At 44.2% G+C, this 19,499-nt stretch carries 18 protein-coding genes and 1 pseudogene; 8 read left to right on the top strand and 11 right to left on the bottom strand.

The features are described 5' to 3' along the window. Window positions 1–69 precede the first annotated feature (69 nt). Window positions 70–693, bottom strand: a complete 624-nt coding sequence (locus LOSG293_RS01910) for a hypothetical protein (RefSeq protein ID WP_034526359.1) — start codon at window positions 691–693, stop codon at window positions 70–72. Window positions 694–924: 231 nt separating this feature from the next. Here LOSG293_RS01910 and LOSG293_RS01915 point away from each other — a divergent pair, with 231 nt between their 5' ends. Both LOSG293_RS01915 and LOSG293_RS01920 read left to right on the top strand, forming a co-directional pair. After that, entirely contained in the window at window positions 925–1,791 is an 867-nt protein-coding gene (locus LOSG293_RS01915; RefSeq protein WP_034526361.1) for an aldo/keto reductase, read from the top strand. 432 nt (window positions 1,792–2,223) lie between these two features. Further along, a complete protein-coding gene (locus LOSG293_RS01920) occupies window positions 2,224–3,900 on the top strand; it encodes a peptide ABC transporter substrate-binding protein (protein WP_051907166.1) in 1,677 nt (558 codons plus the stop codon). 379 nt (window positions 3,901–4,279) lie between these two features. On the opposite strand, the pseudogene LOSG293_RS01925 reads toward LOSG293_RS01920, so the two are convergent. The 3 genes and pseudogenes from LOSG293_RS01925 to LOSG293_RS01935 all read right to left on the bottom strand — a co-directional run bounded on the left by LOSG293_RS01925 (window position 4,280) and on the right by LOSG293_RS01935 (window position 5,339). Next, window positions 4,280–4,562 (bottom strand): annotated as a pseudogene (locus LOSG293_RS01925) (type II toxin-antitoxin system YafQ family toxin). Beyond that, a complete protein-coding gene (locus LOSG293_RS01930; protein ID WP_034526363.1) occupies window positions 4,555–4,797 on the bottom strand; it encodes a type II toxin-antitoxin system RelB/DinJ family antitoxin in 243 nt (80 codons plus the stop codon). The pseudogene LOSG293_RS01925 and the gene LOSG293_RS01930 overlap by 8 nt, the downstream one beginning before the upstream one ends. A 152-nt stretch (window positions 4,798–4,949) precedes the next feature. Then, the gene (locus LOSG293_RS01935) at window positions 4,950–5,339 is read right to left on the bottom strand and encodes a hypothetical protein (RefSeq protein WP_034526365.1); all 390 of its coding nucleotides are present in this window, start codon (window positions 5,337–5,339) and stop codon (window positions 4,950–4,952) included. Window positions 5,340–5,472: 133 nt separating this feature from the next. Between LOSG293_RS01935 and LOSG293_RS01940 the strand changes: the two genes are divergently transcribed. Then, window positions 5,473–6,006: a GNAT family N-acetyltransferase gene (locus LOSG293_RS01940; RefSeq protein WP_034526370.1), complete on the top strand. Its 534-nt coding sequence runs from the start codon at window positions 5,473–5,475 to the stop codon at window positions 6,004–6,006. Between the two features lie 487 nt (window positions 6,007–6,493). Further along, a complete protein-coding gene (gene nhaC, locus LOSG293_RS01945) occupies window positions 6,494–7,933 on the top strand; it encodes a Na+/H+ antiporter NhaC (protein ID WP_034526373.1) in 1,440 nt (479 codons plus the stop codon). A 158-nt stretch (window positions 7,934–8,091) separates the two neighbouring features. On the opposite strand, the gene LOSG293_RS01950 is transcribed toward nhaC, so the two are convergent. Further along, window positions 8,092–9,060: a GMP reductase gene (locus tag LOSG293_RS01950; RefSeq protein ID WP_034526468.1), complete on the bottom strand. Its 969-nt coding sequence runs from the start codon at window positions 9,058–9,060 to the stop codon at window positions 8,092–8,094. A gap of 32 nt (window positions 9,061–9,092) precedes the next feature. After that, window positions 9,093–10,388 carry an adenylosuccinate synthase gene (locus LOSG293_RS01955; RefSeq protein ID WP_034526376.1) on the bottom strand — a complete coding sequence of 432 codons (1,296 nt, stop codon included), beginning with the start codon at window positions 10,386–10,388 and terminating at the stop codon, window positions 9,093–9,095. 195 nt (window positions 10,389–10,583) lie between these two features. Between LOSG293_RS01955 and purB the strand changes: the two genes are divergently transcribed. Then, the gene (purB, locus tag LOSG293_RS01960; protein WP_034526379.1) at window positions 10,584–11,879 is read left to right on the top strand and encodes an adenylosuccinate lyase; all 1,296 of its coding nucleotides are present in this window, start codon (window positions 10,584–10,586) and stop codon (window positions 11,877–11,879) included. Between the two features lie 386 nt (window positions 11,880–12,265). Beyond that, window positions 12,266–12,919 (top strand): hypothetical protein, encoded by a 654-nt coding sequence (locus LOSG293_RS01965; protein ID WP_034526382.1) that lies wholly within the window; start codon window positions 12,266–12,268, stop codon window positions 12,917–12,919. A 63-nt stretch (window positions 12,920–12,982) separates the two neighbouring features. Here LOSG293_RS01965 and LOSG293_RS01970 read toward each other — a convergent pair whose 3' ends face one another. Together LOSG293_RS01970 and LOSG293_RS01975 are read right to left on the bottom strand one after the other, a co-directional pair. Further along, window positions 12,983–13,915, bottom strand: coding sequence for an alpha/beta hydrolase (locus LOSG293_RS01970; protein WP_034526386.1), 933 nt, complete (start codon window positions 13,913–13,915; stop codon window positions 12,983–12,985). 15 nt (window positions 13,916–13,930) lie between these two features. Beyond that, window positions 13,931–14,722 carry a tyrosine-protein phosphatase gene (locus tag LOSG293_RS01975; protein WP_034526388.1) on the bottom strand — a complete coding sequence of 264 codons (792 nt, stop codon included), beginning with the start codon at window positions 14,720–14,722 and terminating at the stop codon, window positions 13,931–13,933. 168 nt (window positions 14,723–14,890) lie between these two features. Here LOSG293_RS01975 and LOSG293_RS01980 point away from each other — a divergent pair, with 168 nt between their 5' ends. After that, complete coding sequence (locus LOSG293_RS01980) at window positions 14,891–15,733, top strand: alpha/beta hydrolase fold domain-containing protein (protein ID WP_160171694.1); 843 nt, start codon at window positions 14,891–14,893, stop codon at window positions 15,731–15,733. Here LOSG293_RS01980 and LOSG293_RS01985 read toward each other — a convergent pair. Continuing rightward, complete coding sequence (locus tag LOSG293_RS01985; RefSeq protein ID WP_034526393.1) at window positions 15,730–16,389, bottom strand: YczE/YyaS/YitT family protein; 660 nt, start codon at window positions 16,387–16,389, stop codon at window positions 15,730–15,732. The two genes, LOSG293_RS01980 and LOSG293_RS01985, sit on opposite strands and share 4 nt — an antisense overlap. Before the next feature lie 86 nt (window positions 16,390–16,475). Between LOSG293_RS01985 and arsC the strand changes: the two genes are divergently transcribed. Continuing rightward, window positions 16,476–16,889, top strand: a complete 414-nt coding sequence (arsC, locus tag LOSG293_RS01990) for an arsenate reductase (thioredoxin) (RefSeq protein ID WP_439645957.1) — start codon at window positions 16,476–16,478, stop codon at window positions 16,887–16,889. Window positions 16,890–16,966: 77 nt separating this feature from the next. Here the strand turns inward: arsC and LOSG293_RS01995 are convergent, their stop codons facing one another. Together LOSG293_RS01995 and LOSG293_RS02000 are read right to left on the bottom strand one after the other, a co-directional pair. Further along, window positions 16,967–17,458 carry a GNAT family N-acetyltransferase gene (locus LOSG293_RS01995; protein WP_034526397.1) on the bottom strand — a complete coding sequence of 164 codons (492 nt, stop codon included), beginning with the start codon at window positions 17,456–17,458 and terminating at the stop codon, window positions 16,967–16,969. Between the two features lie 58 nt (window positions 17,459–17,516). Next, window positions 17,517–19,457, bottom strand: a complete 1,941-nt coding sequence (locus LOSG293_RS02000; RefSeq protein WP_034526399.1) for an alpha/beta hydrolase family protein — start codon at window positions 19,455–19,457, stop codon at window positions 17,517–17,519. Between the last annotated feature and the right edge of the window lie 42 nt (window positions 19,458–19,499).

Raw genomic sequence — 19,499 nt, forward strand, 5'->3', positions numbered from 1 at the left:
TTAATAAAATCGTGTTCCATCAAAAAAGAACGCCACTTCAGCGATGGCGTTCCTGGTTAATCTGCGGATTTACTTAGTAAACTTTAAAATATAGTTGCCTTGTCCATCTGTCGTAATCGTATAGGTTTGGTAGCCTTCCTTAAGCCATTGTTGCTTTGAGGCGGCTGCCCAATTCTGTGCGCTGCTGACGGACGAGAACGTGCGCGATGATGAAAAGTCGACGTCAGTTCCAGTATCACTGGAAGAACTGCTGTCGGTATGCGATGTGTTGCCGGATTGGGTCGTTTTGTCTGCGCCATCCTTTGCGGGGGTGGCGTCTAGGCGGGATTGTGCTGTGCTACGTTTGGATGCGTTGCTTTCCTTATCAATCGAACTTTGGATCGACTGGCGATCCGCGTTGCTGATGACGGTGTCGTCGTCTGAGCTAGCAGATTCGGAAACGCTGCTACTAGAGCGTTGTCGTTTAGACACACTAGAGGACGTCTCGCTAGCTGATTGCTCGGTTTGTGACTCGGAAACCTTACTTCCGCGACTGAGTGTCCAAATGGCCAACCCAGCAACGATTAGAATGAGAATCATAATCAAAGTAAAAAACGGACCGCGCTTCTTCCGTTTTGGCTTTGGACGTTTCTGATTGGAATCGGTATTAAAGTTATAGCGTTGCATCCGCGATTTAGGTTCCTGACTACTCAAATAAAAACCTCCATGTCATGAGAACACTACGAACCGGTAAGCCAAAATTGTGTTCAACACGCTTACCTAACCACAAGAATACATCAATTTTCAAATAAGGTTAAGTTTTTTGGACAGTCGTTAAAAAAATAGATGCGTCAATCGCAAGTCCCATAAGGGATTATTCGATTTATTAAATTTAGATAAGAGTGCTATAATTGGGGCATTGAAACTAGAAAGGATGAACAAAAAATGCAAAATGAAATTCCCCAAGTGCCACTTTTAAACGGAACATCGATTCCTCAACTCGGGTTGGGTGTTTTCCAAGTGACGGATCCTAAAGAAGTAAAGAATGCCGTCAAATGGGCGTTGGCAGCTGGTTATCGTCACATCGATACTGCTGCTTACTACCAAAATGAGGAATTCGTTGGCGAGGCTATCAAGGAAAGCGGCATCGCTCGCGAAGACTTGTTTGTGACCTCAAAGCTCTGGAACAACGTCCGCGGCTATGACGAAACTAAAGCTGCGTTCCAAACTAGTTTGGATAAATTGGGCTTGGATTACCTTGATTTGTACTTGATTCACTGGCCAGCACCTGGTTACGTTGAAAATTGGAAAGCATTAGAAGACTTGTACAAAGCTGGCAAGATTAAGGCAATCGGCGTATCTAACTTTGAACAAAATCACCTCGAAGATCTGATGAGTAAGACCGAGGTCAAACCGGTCATCGATCAAATCGAAACTCATCCATATTTCCAACAAACTGAATTGCACGCCTTTCTCGAGAAGAATGGGATTGTCCACGAATCATGGAGCCCACTCGGTGGCGGACGCAATAATGCCATCGAAGACCCAGCCATCAAGAAGTTGGCTGAAGCGCATGGTGTGACACCCGCTCAAATTATTTTACGTTGGCACATTCAGCGTGAAGAAGTTGTGATTCCAAAGTCCATTCATGAAGAACGAATTCAGCAAAATCGTGATGTCTTTGATTTTGGATTAGACGAAGATGAGATGCAATTAATGGCTAGTTTGGACAAGAATGCCAGAGTGGGTGCTGATCCACAAGATGCCGAATGGCTTGCTAAATCACAAACTTACGCTGGCCCCAGTAAATAAATTTAAAAAAGGGCTTGATTTAATTTTTAGGCTGATTTATAGTATTCGTAACAGAAAATGAGAAATGCATTAACGAAGAAGAGTAGTTTACTCATTAAACTTTTAAGAGAAGCCGGCTGGTGAGAAAGGCTAAGTTGAACCGTTTACGAAGATGAGCTTCGAGCATTAACAACAGTGCAAGCTGTTATTACGGTAGGACCCGATAACGTCCGGCTTATATTTGTAAGCGACAGAGACTGATGCCTGTGAAGGATCAGTGAACTAAGGTGGTAACGCGGAGAAATCTTCGTCCTTTATTTAAGAATAAGGGGCGGAGATTTTTTTGTTGCTTCGCTAACGCATTAAAGGGGGTGATTGCGATGTCGATTCGCAGTCAGATGGTCGAACTAAAGAAGATGATGATGAACTAAAAATTTGAACGGGGGAAACATTTTGAGTATAAAGTTAGGACGTAAAAAAGGATTAATTTTCACAGGAGTAATTATTAGCTTAATATTAGCGGGCTGTGGTAAAGCCAGCGGAGACGCAGATAGTGAGAGTTCATCAGCTGTGTCACATAAAAATCAAGCAGCTAAGCAAGTTTTAAATTGGACCGCTTCAACGGAACTCCCAACGGTTGACTCTGTTAAGGAATATGACGTTGTTAGTGCTGAACAAATTGATTACCTTGGGGAAGGGTTATATAAAATCAACAGCAATAATGATGCCGTTCCAGCTGTAGCGGATGGTAATCCAGTGGCCCAAAACAAGGCTAAGACCAAGTATGTCATCAACATTAAAAAAGGTCTGAAGTGGTCAAACGGTGACAAATTGACAGCACACGATTTTGTCTTCGCATGGCAACGACTTTTGAATCCAAAGACGGCGGCTCAAAATGCGAGTGTTTACTACAACATCAAAAATGCCGAGCAAGTTAACCTTGGTAAGAAAAAGGTGAGTGAACTTGGTGTTCAGGCCCTTTCAGATACCAAGCTTGAAATTACCTTAGAGCGCCGCGATCCATATTTGAAAGCAACTCTTTCTTCTGAGAACCTCTTCCCAGAAAATGAAGCCTTCGTCAATAAAGCGGGTAAAAAGTACGGGACTTCAAGCAAGTACGTTATTAGTAACGGACCTTTCGTCATGAAGGATTGGGATGGTTCTGGTACCACTTGGCACTATGTTAAGAATAACCAGTACCATGAAAAGAACGATGTGACGTTGAAACGAATCAACATTCAAGTGACGAAAAATACGGCGACTGGTGTGAACCAGTTCCAAGCTGGAAAAGTCGATAACGCCTCATTAACCGGTTACTACGTCAAGCAATTCAAGAATGACAAACGATTAAAGACGGTTCTTCAATTACGTTCTGACAACTTGGAACTTGGTATCAATTCAAACAAGTCATTAAAGAACTTAAACTTCAGAAAAGCACTTAGTCTTTCCATTAATAGAAACCAACTCGTTAATGATGTGTTAACAGACGGTTCTCGTGCAGCAACTAGTATCGTGCCAAAGGGTCTTGTTAAGAGCCCTGACGGTAAAACTGATTTGTCAGACGCAACTGGCGACTTAGTGAAGTACAACCCAACTGAAGCCAAGAAATTGTGGGCAACGGCTCAGAAGGAACTTGGGACTAAGAAGGTCAGTTTGGATCTCTATGTAGATGATTCATCAGATGGTAAGAACGTTGGCGAATATGTTCAAGGTAAGATTCAAAATACGTTGAAGGGCGTTACTTTGAACATCAAACAAGTGCCAGCAAAGAGTCGTTTCCAGAAGCTGATGAGTTACAAGTTTGATACTGCTTTGGGTGGCTGGTCAGGTAACTTCGATCCATACACCTTCTTGCAACAATTTGAAACTGGCTTTGAACACAATCATGGTAAATTTAGCGACAAAGAATACGATGCCTTGTTGAAGAAGATTAACACTAGCGATTTGGATAACTTGGATACACGTTGGCAAGATTTGATTAAGTCTCAAAAAGTCTTAATCAATCAACAAGCTACAATTCCTTTGTATCAACCAGCTAGTTCATATCTCATCAACCCTAAGCTTAAGGGCGTTGTGACACATAACCTCGGAACTCCATTGGATGTGACGCGAGCATATCTGGTGAAATAAAATAGAGTGTGAGATCAGGCGGTTAGCCCTTGAGTACCAATGTAGATTGGTGAATAATTCGGGTTTAGAATTGTTCGCTAATCGTGGTTGGACAGAGAGGACTGCCTTATCGAACACGTTTCTGCCACATAACAACTAACTTTCAACACATACGAAAAAAAGAAGTTGTGACAGAAGTCGGGCAGTTGCTGAGTACTAACCTAGATTGGCGAATAATTTGGTTCTGGAATTGTTCGTTGATCGTAGTTAGACGGAGGAAACTGACTTCTGGAGCACGATTAAAATAAATAGTTCGGTTAAATGGAAAGAGGCTGTGCCAAAATTTACTTTTGGCACAGCCTCTTTTTCAGTATATTTTTGGAGAAACGTAAATGAAATATTACTCGAAAAGATCTGAATGTGATCCTGTGTCAATGAAACGAACAGTATCAATATCATACTTATAGGTAAGTAACCAGTCAGGTTGGATATGACATTCGCGTTCAGGCTTTCTATTAACTAGAGTGTGATCGTTGTACTTGGGCGGTAGTGGAATATCTCGGACCAATAAGACTATAAACGAAATCAAAATCTGCTACTTGGTATTGTCCGCCTTTAAGCATCTTTTTCAAATGTTTCTTAAATTGTCGTTCGAAAGCAACATGAAATTTAGGCTCACTCATGTAGCCACTTCAATCCTTCCTCAGCTGAATCAAATGCAACGTAGTCTCGACTATTTATTGCAGCGGTTAGTTGACTGTTGGGTTCTGCCACCTCGAAGGGTAGACCACCAGATGCGATAGTTTTCTTTGCGAATAATTTAAATGCCTGTGATGCTGTTAAACCACTTTGCTTGAGTATGGTCTCTAAAGCTTGCTTTTCTTTTTCTTCCATCCGGAAATGTATTTGATCACTCATTACTCTTCACCTCGAGTGCATGGTACTATTTGGTACCATGCGCTTCAACTAAATAAGACTTATGAATGTCCTCTTTTCTTATATCTTACTCATAAATACGACAAAAAAATCGCAAACCATTTTCGGTTTACGATCCAGTATGGATTACTAAACTAGTTAAAATCTTCAATTCCCTTTTCCTTAGCCATTTGCTGTAACTTCGGCAGCAAATCGTTTAAAATTCGAAACGAAACTTGCACGAGCGGACTAAACAAATTAGGCTTGGCGGGATTGGGCACATCCTCTGACTTCTTGATGTCAGGGACCATGTTGCGTAGCTCATCCTCGGTCAGTTTCAATTGTTGGGCGTAGTAAATGACCTCGGCGTAACTGACGTTTTTGTAGTAAAAATAGTACATGAACATGGCTGCCACGACGTACCAGAAAATCGTCCATGGTAATCCAATTTGAGCAGGACTCAGGATACCGGTTGGTGTGACGGCCACCACAAAGATAATGTAAATGATGACTGAGATAATCAGCCATTTGGTTTTCGTTTTCAAGATGCTCACCCTCAATTTCGTAATACGTCCATTATGCCACAGTGATTGAGCAAATGTTGAAGCTAGTTTGTGCAATCACTGAAATTTTCGGTATAATAAAGGCATTAATTTTTTACAAGAATGAGGGGCTATTTTGGAAATTAGCGTGGATACAATTCAACCAGAGCATTTCGAGTCAGCCAAGCAGGTTGTGAAGGCGGCCTTTGATGGTGCCAAGTATACCGATCATGATGAACATAACCTAATTGGTCGGGTGCGCAGTAGCGAGAATTACCGCAGTAATTTTGAAGTGGTGGCTTTAGACGATGATGGTCAGGTAATTGGCTACGGAATGTTAACACCAGTAGCCGTCAAAATGAACGGGCATAAGACGACGATTTTAGCCTTGGCACCGTTAGCCGTTCATCCAGATTACCAAAGCCAAGGTGTTGGTAGTCGAATTATAGACGAGCTGGAATCCCGGGCTACAATCGAACGCTATCCCGCTATCAGTATTTTGGGTGATCCAAGCTACTACAGTCGATTCGGCTATGTGGCGGCTGACAACTTCAATATTTTGTCGACTTTACCCGTTGAATTGTTAAACAACATGATCAAACCCTTGTGGGACGGTGCTTTAGCAAATGTTGCCGGTAAGATTTATTATCCAAGTGCGTTTTTTGGTTAGAATTCTTATTGACTTCTCATTTTCAGGGTGATATGCTAAGACACAATTAAATAAGCGAACGAATAAAACCATTTTAAGTAGCGCATTATCTGGGTGTCAGAAAGTCGGTGGTTGCTGCGAACCGATCAGGATAATGTCGACGAAATACCGTGGTCAGTTTCTTAATTGAACGGATAATAACTAGAACCGTTACCATCTAGTGAGTGGAGAATTCTGACAGTGTTGAATTCTCAATCTGGGTGGTACCACGGTTTCCAATCGTCCCTGTTGCAATGTTGATTGCAGCAGGGACTTTTTTATTACAATGCTTTTCTAATCGGTTGCTCTTGAGCACTAGGAAAGTCACGAAAAAGCAAATAAGAGCGTAACTGAATCACCAAGGAGGAATTCAACATGAATCGAAAAAGCGGCGGTAAAGCGAACTATTAGTCTTCACTCGAAAAATGTCAGTGTTAGGTACATCAAACAATTTGAGGAGTGAACAATTATGAAAATTGAAAATTCAACTAAAGCACCAAAAGTAGGTTTCGGAGAAGCGCTTGCCGTTCTGGTGGGCATGTTAGTCATTATGGGTGTTGGTGTTATCAAATTCGGTTTAATGCCACAAACTCCGGTATTAATCGTTATCGCATTAGTGATTCTATGGTCTCGGCTTCGTGGGTTCACTTGGAGTGACATGCACGCCGGTATCAGCGAAGGGGTGGGTAACGGAATTGTCCCAATCTTCATTTTCTTGTTAATCGGTGCCTTGATCAGTACTTGGATTGCTTCTGGTATTATTCCATCATTAATGGTTTTCGGTTTTGACATGATTAGTGTTCGTTGGTTCGTGCCATCCGTATTTTTAGTTTGTGCGATTGTCGGTACATCAATCGGTTCCGCCTTTACCATCATTTCTACAATTGGAATTGCCCTCTTCGGAATGGGAATGACGATGGGCATTAACCCAGCCTTGGTTGCAGGTGCAATCATCTCTGGTGCCATCTTTGGGGATAAAACGTCACCACTTTCAGATTCAACAAACTTAGCTTCAGCTATTGCGGGTTCAGAATTATTTGCTCATATTAAAAACCTCATGTGGTCAACGATTCCAGCGTTCATCGTATCGCTAATCCTCTACACCATTATTGGAACACCGGAAAACACTAACGCTAACTTGGATAAGATTCAGTCAACCGTTAACGTTTTGAACGCCAACTTCAACATTACTTGGTGGGCGGCACTACCAATCGCTTTGATGTTCATCTGCGCAATCTTCAAGATTCCAGCTATTGCCACTTTATTACTAAACATCACGGTTGCGGTCGGCATGCTCTTTATTGAAAACCCAAGCACCAAGATCAAGGATTTAGCTAACATCATCGAAAACGGTTTTGTTTCTAAAACTGGAACCGCATCAGTCGACGCACTACTAAGTCGTGGTGGAATTGCCGCCATGATGGGCACTGTTTCTCTGATTATTTTGACCTTGTCACTTGGTGGTCTTTTGATGAAATTCAACTTGATCCAAACAGCAATGGCACCAATCGTCAGCCGTTTGCACAGCCATGGTGCCTTGGTTACTGCCGGAATTCTCGGCGGAATCGGCGTGAACATCTTTGTTGGTGAACAATACCTCTCAGCAATCTTGCCAGGTAAAGCTTTCAAGCAAGCCTTTAATGATGGTGGCTTAGATAATTTGGCCTTGAGCCGAGTGCTTGAAGATGGTGGAACGGTTATCAACTACTTAATTCCATGGGGCGTTGCCGGCGCATTTGCCGCTAGCACGCTTGGTGTTCCCGTTCTTTCATTCTTACCATTCTGTTTCTTCAGTCTCCTATCACCAGTCTTCTCAATTATTAGTGGCTTCACTGGTATTGGATTAAAGACAATCCAAGGAAAGGTCGAAGATGACCGCCCTTTAGCAGAAGCTGAACTCGCAAATTAAAAATGAACTTTTGGTACCGTCAGCGTGAGCACTGGCGGTATTTTTTTTGAAAGGGCTACAACCAGAAAAATAATAGAGATAGCAAAACACCGCTCTCGGAAAGAGAGCGGTGTTATTTTGTGTATTGTGTTGGTTGGGGCTCATGGCACACCGTGACTTTAATCCACCATCATTGAATTCTTCAAGATGACGTAATCAACGGTCCGAATATCGGAAAGTTGATGACCACCAGCATACGAGATTGATGATTGTAAATCTTCTTGCATTTCACGGTAAGTATCAGCGATTTCACCCCGATAAGGAACGAGCATTTGCTTACCTTCAACGTTACGGTAGGCCCCTTTTTGGGTTTCTGAAGCAGAGCCCCAGTATTGCTTGTATTGCTTGCCGTCGATGTTGATTAATTGACCAGGGGATTCAAGATGACCAGCCAACATTGAGCCAATCATGACCATTGAAGCGCCAAAACGAATTGATTTGGCGATATCGCCGTTAAAACGAATGCCACCGTCAGCAATAATTGGTTTGGTTGCTGCTTTGGCACAGAGACGCACAGCAGCTAATTGCCAACCGCCCGTTCCAAATCCAGTCTTCAGCTTAGTGATGCAGGCTTTACCAGGGCCGATTCCAACTTTAGTGGCGTCCGCACCGGCTGTTTCCAATTCACGAACGGCTTCCGGCGTACCTACATTACCCGCAATCACGAAACTATCAGGCAATTCTTGCTTGATTAGTTGGATCATGGTGATAACACTGATGGAATGTCCATGCGCGATATCAATTGTGATGTATTCTGGAACGTCGCCAGCTTCGGCCAGTTCCTTGATGAAATCAATCTCGCCTTGCTTAACACCAACACTGATGGAAGCAAAGAGCCCTTGCCCGTGCATCTTGTTGATAAAATCATGACGAGTTTCAGGGTTGAAACGATGCATGACGTAGAAGTAGTCGTTTTGAGCCAGCCAAACGGCAAGGGGCTCGTCGATGACCGTTTCCATGTTGGCGGGGACAACCGGCACCTTGAATTTTTTAGGACCAAATTGGATGCTAGTATCAGCTTCACTACGACTTTTGAGTAAACACTTGTTTGGAATTAATTGGATATCATCATAATCAAATACGTTCATTGGATTCATAGTTGGTGGCCTCCGTTAGCTAGTTAGTTTGACTGTGCGTCCCAAATATCGGTTAGGATGTTTGTTTGATCACGATCGGGACCGACTGAGAATGTGGCAATCTTAGCGCCGACAAGCTCTTCCAAACGCAGAAGGTAATTGCGGGCGTTTTCTGGTAAATCTTCAAGCTTTGTGATGCCAGTAATATCTTCGTCCCAGCCAGGCATTGTCTCATAGACGGGCTTGGCGTTGTTTAAGTCCACCAAACTAGCTGGGTAATTTTCAATGGTTTTACCGTTTAGTTCATAACGAATGGCAATTTTAAGTTCTTTGATGCCAGTCAAGACGTCCAAACAGTTCAGGGATAGGTAAGTTAAACCTGAGGCGCGAACGGCATGGCGCATTACAACGCTATCGAACCAACCGATTCGACGAGGACGACCCGTAACGGTGCCGTATTCATGGCCGACTTCACGAATAAAGTCGCCAGTCTCGTCGAATAATTCAGTAGGGAATGGGCCATCACCAACTCGAGAAGTGTAGGCTTTGCAAACCCCTACGACGTCATCGATGAGGGTAGGACCAACACCAGTGCCGGTTGCCGCACCACCAGCAACGGGGTTGGAAGAGGTAACGAATGGATAGGTTCCGTGGTCTAAATCAAGCATGACCCCTTGGGCACCTTCAAATAGGACGTGCTTGTTAGCGGCGAGTGCATCATTAATGATGACGGAAGTATCCGTCACGTAACGCTTGAGTTCTTGACCAAACGCAAAGGTTTCTTCAAACACAGCATCAAAATCCATTGGTTCGTGGTCATATAATTTGGTAAAAATTCGGTTTTTTAGTTCTAAGTTTTGACGGAGTTTCGTTTCGAAAACGTCTTTATCTAATAAATCGGCCATTCGAATGCCGATTCGTTCAGCCTTGTCCATGTAGGCAGGACCGATACCATTCTTGGTTGTCCCAATCTTGTTGGTTTTAGCGGCTTCTTGAAGCTCGTCCATCCAAATGTGGTAAGGCAGGAGTACTTGAGCGCGGTCGGAAATCCGTAAATTATCCGTTGAAACGCCCTTATCGTTCAATCCTTTGATTTCTTGCACCAAAGCACCGGGATTGACGACAACGCCATTTCCAATCACACTAAGTTTTTCGGAGAAGAAAATTCCAGATGGAATTAACTGTAATTGGAACTTCTCGCCATTAAACACAATCGTGTGGCCAGCATTATTACCACCAGCGTAACGCGCAACGATATCAGCTTTTTGACTCAGGAAATCGGTAATTTTACCCTTTCCTTCATCACCCCATTGACTACCTACTACAACTATTGAAGACATAAACGACACCTCATTGGCTAAATTTGCTGAACATACGAACAATCAACACTAAATATAGTATCAAGTTCGGTAATTTAAGTCAACCCAATTCCCTGAATTCCGAATTATCGCTTTTAATATGTACATTATCCGAATGATTATGGTAAACTGGAACGGTTGAAATAATCATAAAACCCGAACGAAACGAGGATTATTATGTTAGAACGTTATACCCGTCCCGAGATGGGACACGTTTGGTCAAAAGAAAATCAATATCAATCCTGGCTGGCAGTGGAAATCGCCATCGATGAGGCCTGGGCCAAGTTGGGCGAAATTCCTGAAGCGGATGTGGAGAAGATTCGGAACAACGCCAAGGTCGATGCTGACCGGGTTGCTGAAATCGAAGCAATCACGCACCATGACGTGGTTGCATTTACGCGTGCCGTTTCAGAGTCACTAGGGGATGAACGCAAATGGGTTCACTACGGCGTGACGAGCACCGATGTGGTGGATACTGCGCAAGGCGTCCGATTGAAACAGGCAAATGAAATTTTGCGAACAGATTTGCAACACTTCATTGATGTGATTGCAAAACAGGCACTAACCTATAAAGAAACGGTCATGATTGGCCGGACTCACGGTGTACAAGCTGAACCAACGACATTTGGACTGAAACTTGCTCGTTGGTACTCAGAAATGAAACGGAACCTAGAGCGCTTCAATTTAGCAGCAGCCGAAGTTGAAGCCGGAAAAATCAGTGGGGCGGTTGGAACTTTCGCCAATGTGCCACCATTTGTCGAGGAATATACCTGCGAACGACTGGGCATTCGGGCCCAAGAAATTACAAGTCAGGTGTTGCCACGGGATTTGCATGCTAACTACATCGCAACCTTGGCGTTAATTGCGACGAGCATCGAATCGTTTGCAACGGAAATTCGGGGACTCCAACGTTCCGAAATTCATGAAGTTGAGGAGCACTTTAACAAGGGTCAAAAGGGTTCATCTGCGATGCCACATAAGCGTAACCCAATTGGCTCCGAAAACATGACCGGTTTAGCGCGAGTTATTCGTGGTCATGTTCAAACCGCTTATGAAGATGTCACACTGTGGCACGAACGGGATATTTCTCATTCGTCAGCGGAACGGGTAATTTTACCAGATACGACTATTTTGTTGGATTACATGCTGCACCGTTTCAGTAACATCGTCGAGAACTTAACGGTTTTCCCAAAGCGGATGCTCAAGAACATGGATTTGACGTATGGCTTGATCTACAGTCAACGGGTTTTGCTTAAGTTGATTGATGCTGGACTTTCACGGGAAGCAGCTTACGATCTAGTTCAGCCCTTGACCGCCAAATCGTGGGACGAAGAGATTCAGTTCAAGCCTTTAGTCGAACAAAACGAAACGATTCGGGAACACCTATCGCAAGCTGAGATCGATGATGCCTTTGACTATCATTACCACCTCAAGCGTGTGGATGAAGTGTTCAAGCGAATTGGTTTAGATTAAGCACACCAATAAAAAAGACCGATGAACGTTTAGTGGGGTAAACGTCATCGGTCTTTTTTCGAGGAGTAAATTATGTTTGGGGGAACATAATTATGAAAGTTTGCATTCGTTGGGGGGCGAATGCGTTTAAGGGGAGGGGTAAACATGATTGAAAGCAATCAGTTTACGGATCAATTTAGTAGGGGAGACTAAATTGAAGTGTATATAGGGAAGCAAAGGCATCTTGCTTTGCTATGATTTAAATATAACGGATAAATGTGGCGCAAATGTGAACGAAAATAGTTACTTTTGTGAAGTTGTTCTTAAGGAAAGGTAAAGAGGTGAAAGAACGGCATGATTAGTTGTTTTTCTTTTAAGTGTTAAAATACAGAAAAGGGGTGACTTATTTGAAAAGACTAAAATATGTTGTTTTAGGGGCGATGTCGCTTTCCGGCTTGTTATTCTTCTCGAATAATACGCAGGTAGAAGCCCGCCAAGTGAATTCAAAGAATGTCATGACAACAAAGTCAATTCGAAGTGGTAAAGTTGTGATTCCTGCTAAGACAAGATTCCAGGTACAGACTTATGGAACGGAAAATGGTAAGCGGACGATGACGGTTAGCATGGATCAGTTTAACTATCAAATCCGTCGGCAGACGACTAAATCAAGTGTTAAGTTTGCGGTTAATAACACCATCAAGAAAGCTAATGCTACATACCAATACCTATACTTGGTAAAGGGGAAGACGACACTTTCTGATGCGGCTTACAAAACTGCGCCAAGGTTGATCATTACGACAAATGGATATGCTGAATACTATAAATCCAGTAATTTAAAGCAGAAACCAGTTTCCGCTACTAAATTAAATGCAATCCGTAAAAATGGTAATATCACTTATTACTACGCCAAAACTAATATGTTGAAGTTACCAGATAAGCATATTCAAAGTAAGACTAAGAAATATAATTGTCGACTCGCTATTCGCTCGAACAAGAACTATGGCAGCTATTCAGTTGGAACGGTAAAAAATTATTTTTATGTGCCAACGGGTAATGCTTAAACTATGAAATATAAAAAAGCCTATCATAGCCGTTACGGATTATGGTAGGCTTTTTGGCTGTCGTTATTTAAAATACGTGTCCAAAAACATTGAGACTCGGTGTTGATACTTTGCCGGATTCTTCCAAAAGCTTTCGGCGTGTGAGGCACCTTTAACAATCCAAAGCTGTTTAGGTGCCTTAGTGGCTTGATAGTTTTCGTAAGCCATTTCCGCTGGTACATACGTATCATTTGCACCGTGGATAAATAGAATCGGTTTGCGGTTCTTAGCCAATTGTTCCTTTGAGGAAACGTCACCTAAGTAGTAGCCCAAACGGCGACGGTTAATCGTGCTAACCAGTGGTTCGAATGGATACTTTGGCAAGTGGAACTGTTCCTTTAACAGATAAACGAGTTCCTCTTCGATGCTGGAGTAGCCACAATCAGCCACAATGGCTTTAACTTGGTTAGGTAGGTTTTCACCGGAGAGCATTTCCATCGTGGCGCCACCCATGCTGACGCCGAACAATAGGATTTTCGATTGCTCACCATCTCGTTGGATAACAGAGTTAATCCAGTTAATGTAGTCTAAGCGGTCCAACCACCCAAAGCTGATGTACTGACCGGCACTATCGCCGTGAGCCCGATCGTCTGGCAGCAACACGTTGAAGCCCATATCGTAATACATCTTGGCAAAGTTGGCCATAGTTTCGCGATTACCCTTATAGCCGTGAGAAATAATCACCGTTTTGAGCGACTGTTCCTTAGCCGGAATATAAGTGGCAACCATCCGATTGCTGGCGTCCATCTCGTGGAGATACCAGGTTTCAGATGGGATTTGCTGATACCATTTGACGTAATCATAGTAGAGGTCAGCGTATTTTTGCTTATCTGCCGAGGTTTCAGGAACGTAATCTACCCGCTTAAAGGCAAAATTGAATAGTTTGTAGCTAAAGGCAAGCGCCCCTGCGGAAGCTAGTCCTAGTGGTGCTGCGAGTTTGAAAAATCGATGTGTCATAAAATCATCCCAATTCTAATCTAAATAAAGGCGTTTCAAATCGCGGATTTCATTGTCCTGCAGTTTGAGGACACTGTGTAAGTAATTTTGCATGCCACCGAAGTCACGGTCAATCGTGTTGACTGCTTCGCCATAGTAGTCGGTCGAAACGGAGAATAGTGATTGAACCGAGGACATGAAGTTTTGATTCATGCCTTTCTTCTTGGCATCGTTGAGGATACCTTGAAGATAGTCAGCGGTGACTTCGTTGGTATAGAGGTAATCTTGTTTGATTTGCTGCTCGTCCACGCCAAGTGCGTTGAGCAAGAAGACGGCACCCATACCAGTCCGGTCCTTACCAGCAGTGCAGTGGAAGAGAATGGCATTTTGCTCGTCATTGTTGGAGAGCAGTAAGTCAAAAAATGTTCGGTATGACTCTTGCGCTTCGGTCGTCGTCACCATGGCTTTATATGCTTCCATCATTTGGTCGCGCCCAAAGTTGGCGTTGCTAGACAGCAGGGCCTCCTGTTCGGAAAGTGGTGTGGTGCTATCCGTCATATCCTCTCGGAAAACGGGTAAGCTGGTGTAATCGGCGCCGGTTGGTAGGCGGTCGGGCTCTAGTTTGACTTCCGCTTTTGAACGAAAATCAACGTCATGACGTACGTGGTATTGATCCAACAGCGATAAATCACTAGGCTTTAAATTGGCTAGTTTTCCCGTACGTAAGATTCGGTGCCACTTGACGGTCTTGCCATCAGTGGTCTTGTAGCCGCCGAGATCGCGGAAGTTGTGGCCACCATTTACCTGGAGTAATCGTTGTTTAATCATGAAGTTACCTCTCTTCGTCAAAATATTATGGTCTAGTGTAACATATTTTTCAAACGTGGGTTCGGTCGTCTTTCGGTTATAATAGAAGTAGTACGAAGTAGAATGAATCTTGGTGGACTATCGGAGGGAAAATGCATGAGTATACGAGGCAATTGGTTATTACATAAAATGAAACGTGAAAATTTGAAACGCGGTGTCGAAAAAAGCTTTCGAAATCCTAACCGGCGTGAGGATGAATTAGCGCCCGCAAAGTTTGCCGATGATTTTGTGGTGACCGAAGAACATTTGGAAACGGGGCGGTTAGTTCACGTCACAACGAAGACACCGAGTCGCTACCATCTTATTTTTCTGCACGGTGGTGCGTTTACGGTGCGGGGAACGGAGAGTCACCGGCAACTTATTGAGTTAATTGCCAGAGCCTCCAACGCTCAGGTGACTTACTTCGATTTTCCATTAACGCCAGAACATACCGCGACAGAAACTGTGACGTTTACCGTTGCCGCTTATTTAGATTTGGTGGAACAATATCCAAATGACCACTTCGTTCTCTTCGGCGATTCAGCAGGAGCAGGCTTGGCGCTCGTTTTACTAACACAACTGCGTGACCAGTCAGCTCGATTGCCGGAGAATACCTTGTTAGTTTCACCATGGGTCGACTTACAGATGGCCGATTCTAAGCTGGACGATGCTGAAGCCGAAGATCCAGAATTACCACTCGACGCCTTACGAGACACAGCAGAAATTTATGCGGGAGCGGGTTCCTTGAAGGATCCCACTATCAGTCCAATTTATGCGGACTTAAGCCATTTAGGTGCAATCGACGTATTTTACGGGACGACCGAATTATTGGTTTCGGATACAAAAAAACTGATTGCTAAATTACAGCAATCAGCTGGGACCACGGTGCAAAGCTATGCGCTTCACAACATGATGCACGATTATATTTTATGGACCAAATTACCAGAAACCAAGCGAACGTTAGCTAGACTAACTGATTTACTGACCGACTAACCAAAATTGACGTGATGCTTCAAACGTTTGAAAACGTGGGCATCCGACCACTGCATAAAACCACCTTGTGTGGCGAGGGCCCAGAAAGTTCCGAAGCCGACCGCACTTAAATGGCCGGTTGCGAGGTACGAAATCACCATGATGATAACTGGCGGCGAGTAGCTTAGCCATTGACCCCAGATGGCGGAGCCCTTCAAATACTTAAATCGTAAAATATAAGATAGGTCATCGTTGGGATGCATTAAAATATTAGCCCGTTGGTAAATGGAAACGGCAGCCGCAACGGTGGCCAGCCCAATTAAATCTAAAATGATTCGGATTGGCAAACTGGCGTCCGGTACGCCGACCCAATCCCAAAGATAAGTGAACCATTCGACGAAGTAACTGAATGGCAACACGAAGAGGAGATTGGAGAAAAAACGCCAGCGGGAAAAGTGCCCGATGAGGATTTGATTCATGATAGTGATGACAATGCCGTATATCAGAAGTGTGGTTCCCAGTGGAATATGAACCCACTGGGACAAGTTCACACCAGAGGCCATCCATACGGCACTACCAAGATTCGATGAAATGGCTAGGGCGTTCCCAGCGGAATTGATAAAAATCGAAAAAATTAGAAAGTTCCGTCGCTGTTTGAAATTTTTGAATTTTGACATGTCGTTTAGAACCCTCTCAAGAAAAAATATGCTATTATCTATCTTACGATACTTATGGAATGGAAACCAGTAAAGGAGGCGTCACCTTGCAAGTTTATTTTCTTTGTACCGGCAACTCATGTCGCAGTCAAATGGCGGAGGGATTTGCTGAAACGCTTTTTCCTGCTGATTGGCGAGTAGCGAGTGCGGGTGTGGAAACGCACGGCCTGAATCCACGTGCCGTTGCCGTCATGGCAGAGGACGATATCGATATTTCGCAACATGAATCGAAGCTCATCGATCACGATTACCTGATGAGTAGCGATTATGTCATCACGCTTTGTGGTGATGCGCGCGACAAGTGTCCAGTGACACCACCTAGTGTGAATCGCCTCCATTGGCCATTAGAAGATCCAGCGCAAGCGACCGGGACGGAAGCCGAAATCATGGCGAAGTTCCGCGCAGTTCGCGATGAGATTGAGCAACGAGTGAAAAAGTTACAGGTAGAAATTGAAGGTTAACTCATAAAAAGCCAACTCCGCGTTACTAAGGAGTTGGCTTTTGTGCGTCAGGCAAGCATTCTGTCGGATCGTAACGACTAAATTTCCTTAACCAAATTAAACCAAGTTTCACCCGCATGCGTTGATGCTGATTCGCCCTCATTGACGTAGCCGTTGCGCTCGTAAAAGGGAATGAGTTTTTCTAAGCAGGTTAGTGAAATCGCCTTGCGTCCCTGTGCCTTGGCGACCGTTTCAATTTCCGTCAGCAGTTGGCTGGCAATCCCTTGACCTTGAAATTCGGGAATGACCACTAAACTGAGAATTGCGATATAGGGATCGTTAGGCTTGTTGGGTTGACTCGTTTCAAACAAGTCGTCCGTTAAGTGGCGTTCGGAAGTGGCGGGGCCAACGACATAGCCGAGAATTTGGTCTTTGCGATCTTGGGCGAGGATGAATGTATCATTAATTGCCGTGATGCGTTCCGCCAAGCTAGTTGGGGTAGCCGCTTCTTCAGGTGTGAAACCGGAGTTTTCGACGTTGACCAGTTCGGGTAAGTCCGCCGGTGTGGGATGAGTAAAGTTGATTTTCATGAGTTGCCTCCAATGGTGTTTTGTCTAGTATACCAAATCCGCCAAGGCTCAGTATCTACTAGTGACGTTGCCACCACTCGCGGGTTTCTTTGATGCGTTCGATTCGTAGATTTGGCAATCCTAATCGTGACATGGCGTGCCAAGACTGGGGATGACGAGAAAGGACGGTTTCGGTACCGTTTTCCGCCAAAGCTGTGAAGAATTCCTCAGCTTGGCCGACGGGTGTTCTGGCATCCCACTCACCTTGAATGATGAGGGTCGGGGTTTTGACATTCTTAGCGTAGGCAACCGGAGAAATCCGCCAGAGAGTTTCAGCATCAAAACGGGAGCATTGTAGTTCTTGGGGAATGAAGTAGTAACCGATGTCACTCGTGCCGGCTAAACTAATCCAGTCAGTTACTGGTTTTTGGGCCACCGCACCAGCAAAGCGGTCGGTATGACCGACTGCCCAAGTCGTCATCAGGCCACCATAAGAAGCGCCAATGCAATATTGCCGGTTGGCATCATACTCGGGATGAGTGGTTAACACGTGGTCGAGCCCCTCAATTAAATCAGTGTAATCTTGCTCACAATAGTGGCCGACGACTGCTTGGCAAAAGGATTGGCCGTAAGTCTTGCTGCCACGAGGGTTCAGCAACAGCATGCCGAACCCATTGTTGGCGTACAGTTGGATGTCAAAGAAGAAGTTTTCCGTCCAGGCTTGATGGGGGCCACCATGAATGTCGATCACGATGGGATTCTTTTCGGTTGGGGCCAATGGTGGATATAACCAGCCCTCAATTTCAGTCCCATCACTGGCGTTGTACCAAAATGTTTCTGGTTCGACGTATTCGTGACTAGCATCAAAAGTGGCATTAGGATTGTACAAATCGGTCAGTGTGCTATCAAATGCCAAAGTGGCCAGCTTAACGGGAACGGTTGGAGTGGAGTAGGTCACGATTAACTGCTGATTATTGGCCACAGCCCAATTCGTAATGCGTGCGTGCTCATCAAAGAATCGCTGATTTTGACCATTTTGATTCAGGTAAAAACGGGAATGGCCTTGCCAACTGGTCCGAAATACGAATTGCTCATTGGTCACCCAAAAAGCGTCCTCTGCATCCAAGTTTTGTGGGAAGTCAGAAAAGAGGGCTTCATGAGCCTCTTCATCTAGCTCACTGGTGTAATCGGTGAATTCACCGGTCGCTAGAGTGATGCCGTAAACATAGTTATGAGTGTTGACATCAAATTCATCGGTGTGACCAATCAGCAATAGTTTGTCTGAGTTCGGGGAAAATTTGGCGTTGATAAAGGTCCAAGTTGGTCGCGCATCCGTCAAATTGGTTAAGGTATCAGTTTGCGTATCTGATAGGTAGACACCCTCGCCAAAGTCTAAATCATTGTCTGGATTATTCGCCATGGTAAAGACAACGTGATGCCCATCAGCTGCAATATCACGTAAGGCAAATGGATCATGGCTTTCAAAAACTGAGGTTGGCGTCTTATCGTTGGCGGTGTATGAGTAGAGTCGATAGGTGCCGTCTGTTGGTAGAAAGCCGAAGTTATCTTTTTTATAGTAGAGTCGTTGCACGCGGCGAACTTTTGGCACCTTTTCATAAGGGGCGACCGGTTTTTCATCGGTTTGGCGAGATGAAAAAAAGACGGTGTCGGTTCCGGGAACGACACGTAACGTGTCAACGGATTGGGCTAACTTAGAAATTTGGATAGCGGTCCCGCCGTCATAAGGGACTTGATAGACTTGGTACGTATCTTCAGCACTTTTTTTGGATAGGAAGAATAAGTAAGTTGCACCAGCAACGGCGCTCTTGGCTGAATAGTTGTCATTATCAAAATGGCCGATCAGTTCACCGGTGTTTGTAAAACCTAGAAGGCTGCCCCGGTAATCGTTGCTGGCTTCATCGACGGTGGTTTGCGTAGCGAAGTATTGATTGTCATGGGCAATCGGTTGTGTGAGTGATTTCATTCGATAGAGGTCGGTTTCGGTTAGACGGTTTGGCATTCAAAAAGCCCCCTTTAGGTTTTTAATTCGATTTTAATCTTA

The organism is Secundilactobacillus oryzae JCM 18671 (assembly GCF_000740055.1).
Lineage (GTDB): Bacteria > Bacillota > Bacilli > Lactobacillales > Lactobacillaceae > Secundilactobacillus > Secundilactobacillus oryzae.

Excerpts from the sequence above, each read along its gene's own strand:
- LOSG293_RS01915 (WP_034526361.1), top strand. The coding sequence starts at position 925 with ATGCAAAATGAAATTCCCCAAGTGCCACTTTTAAACGGAACATCGATT.
- LOSG293_RS01930 (WP_034526363.1), bottom strand. The coding sequence starts at position 4,797 with ATGAGTGATCAAATACATTTCCGGATGGAAGAAAAAGAAAAGCAAGCT.
- nhaC (WP_034526373.1), top strand. The coding sequence starts at position 6,494 with ATGAAAATTGAAAATTCAACTAAAGCACCAAAAGTAGGTTTCGGAGAA.
- LOSG293_RS01950 (WP_034526468.1), bottom strand. The coding sequence starts at position 9,060 with ATGAACGTATTTGATTATGATGATATCCAATTAATTCCAAACAAGTGT.
- LOSG293_RS01955 (WP_034526376.1), bottom strand. The coding sequence starts at position 10,388 with ATGTCTTCAATAGTTGTAGTAGGTAGTCAATGGGGTGATGAAGGAAAG.
- purB (WP_034526379.1), top strand. The coding sequence starts at position 10,584 with ATGTTAGAACGTTATACCCGTCCCGAGATGGGACACGTTTGGTCAAAA.
- LOSG293_RS01970 (WP_034526386.1), bottom strand. The coding sequence starts at position 13,915 with ATGACACATCGATTTTTCAAACTCGCAGCACCACTAGGACTAGCTTCC.
- LOSG293_RS01975 (WP_034526388.1), bottom strand. The coding sequence starts at position 14,722 with ATGATTAAACAACGATTACTCCAGGTAAATGGTGGCCACAACTTCCGC.
- LOSG293_RS01980 (WP_160171694.1), top strand. The coding sequence starts at position 14,891 with ATGAAACGTGAAAATTTGAAACGCGGTGTCGAAAAAAGCTTTCGAAAT.
- LOSG293_RS01985 (WP_034526393.1), bottom strand. The coding sequence starts at position 16,389 with ATGTCAAAATTCAAAAATTTCAAACAGCGACGGAACTTTCTAATTTTT.
- LOSG293_RS01995 (WP_034526397.1), bottom strand. The coding sequence starts at position 17,458 with ATGAAAATCAACTTTACTCATCCCACACCGGCGGACTTACCCGAACTG.
- LOSG293_RS02000 (WP_034526399.1), bottom strand. The coding sequence starts at position 19,457 with ATGCCAAACCGTCTAACCGAAACCGACCTCTATCGAATGAAATCACTC.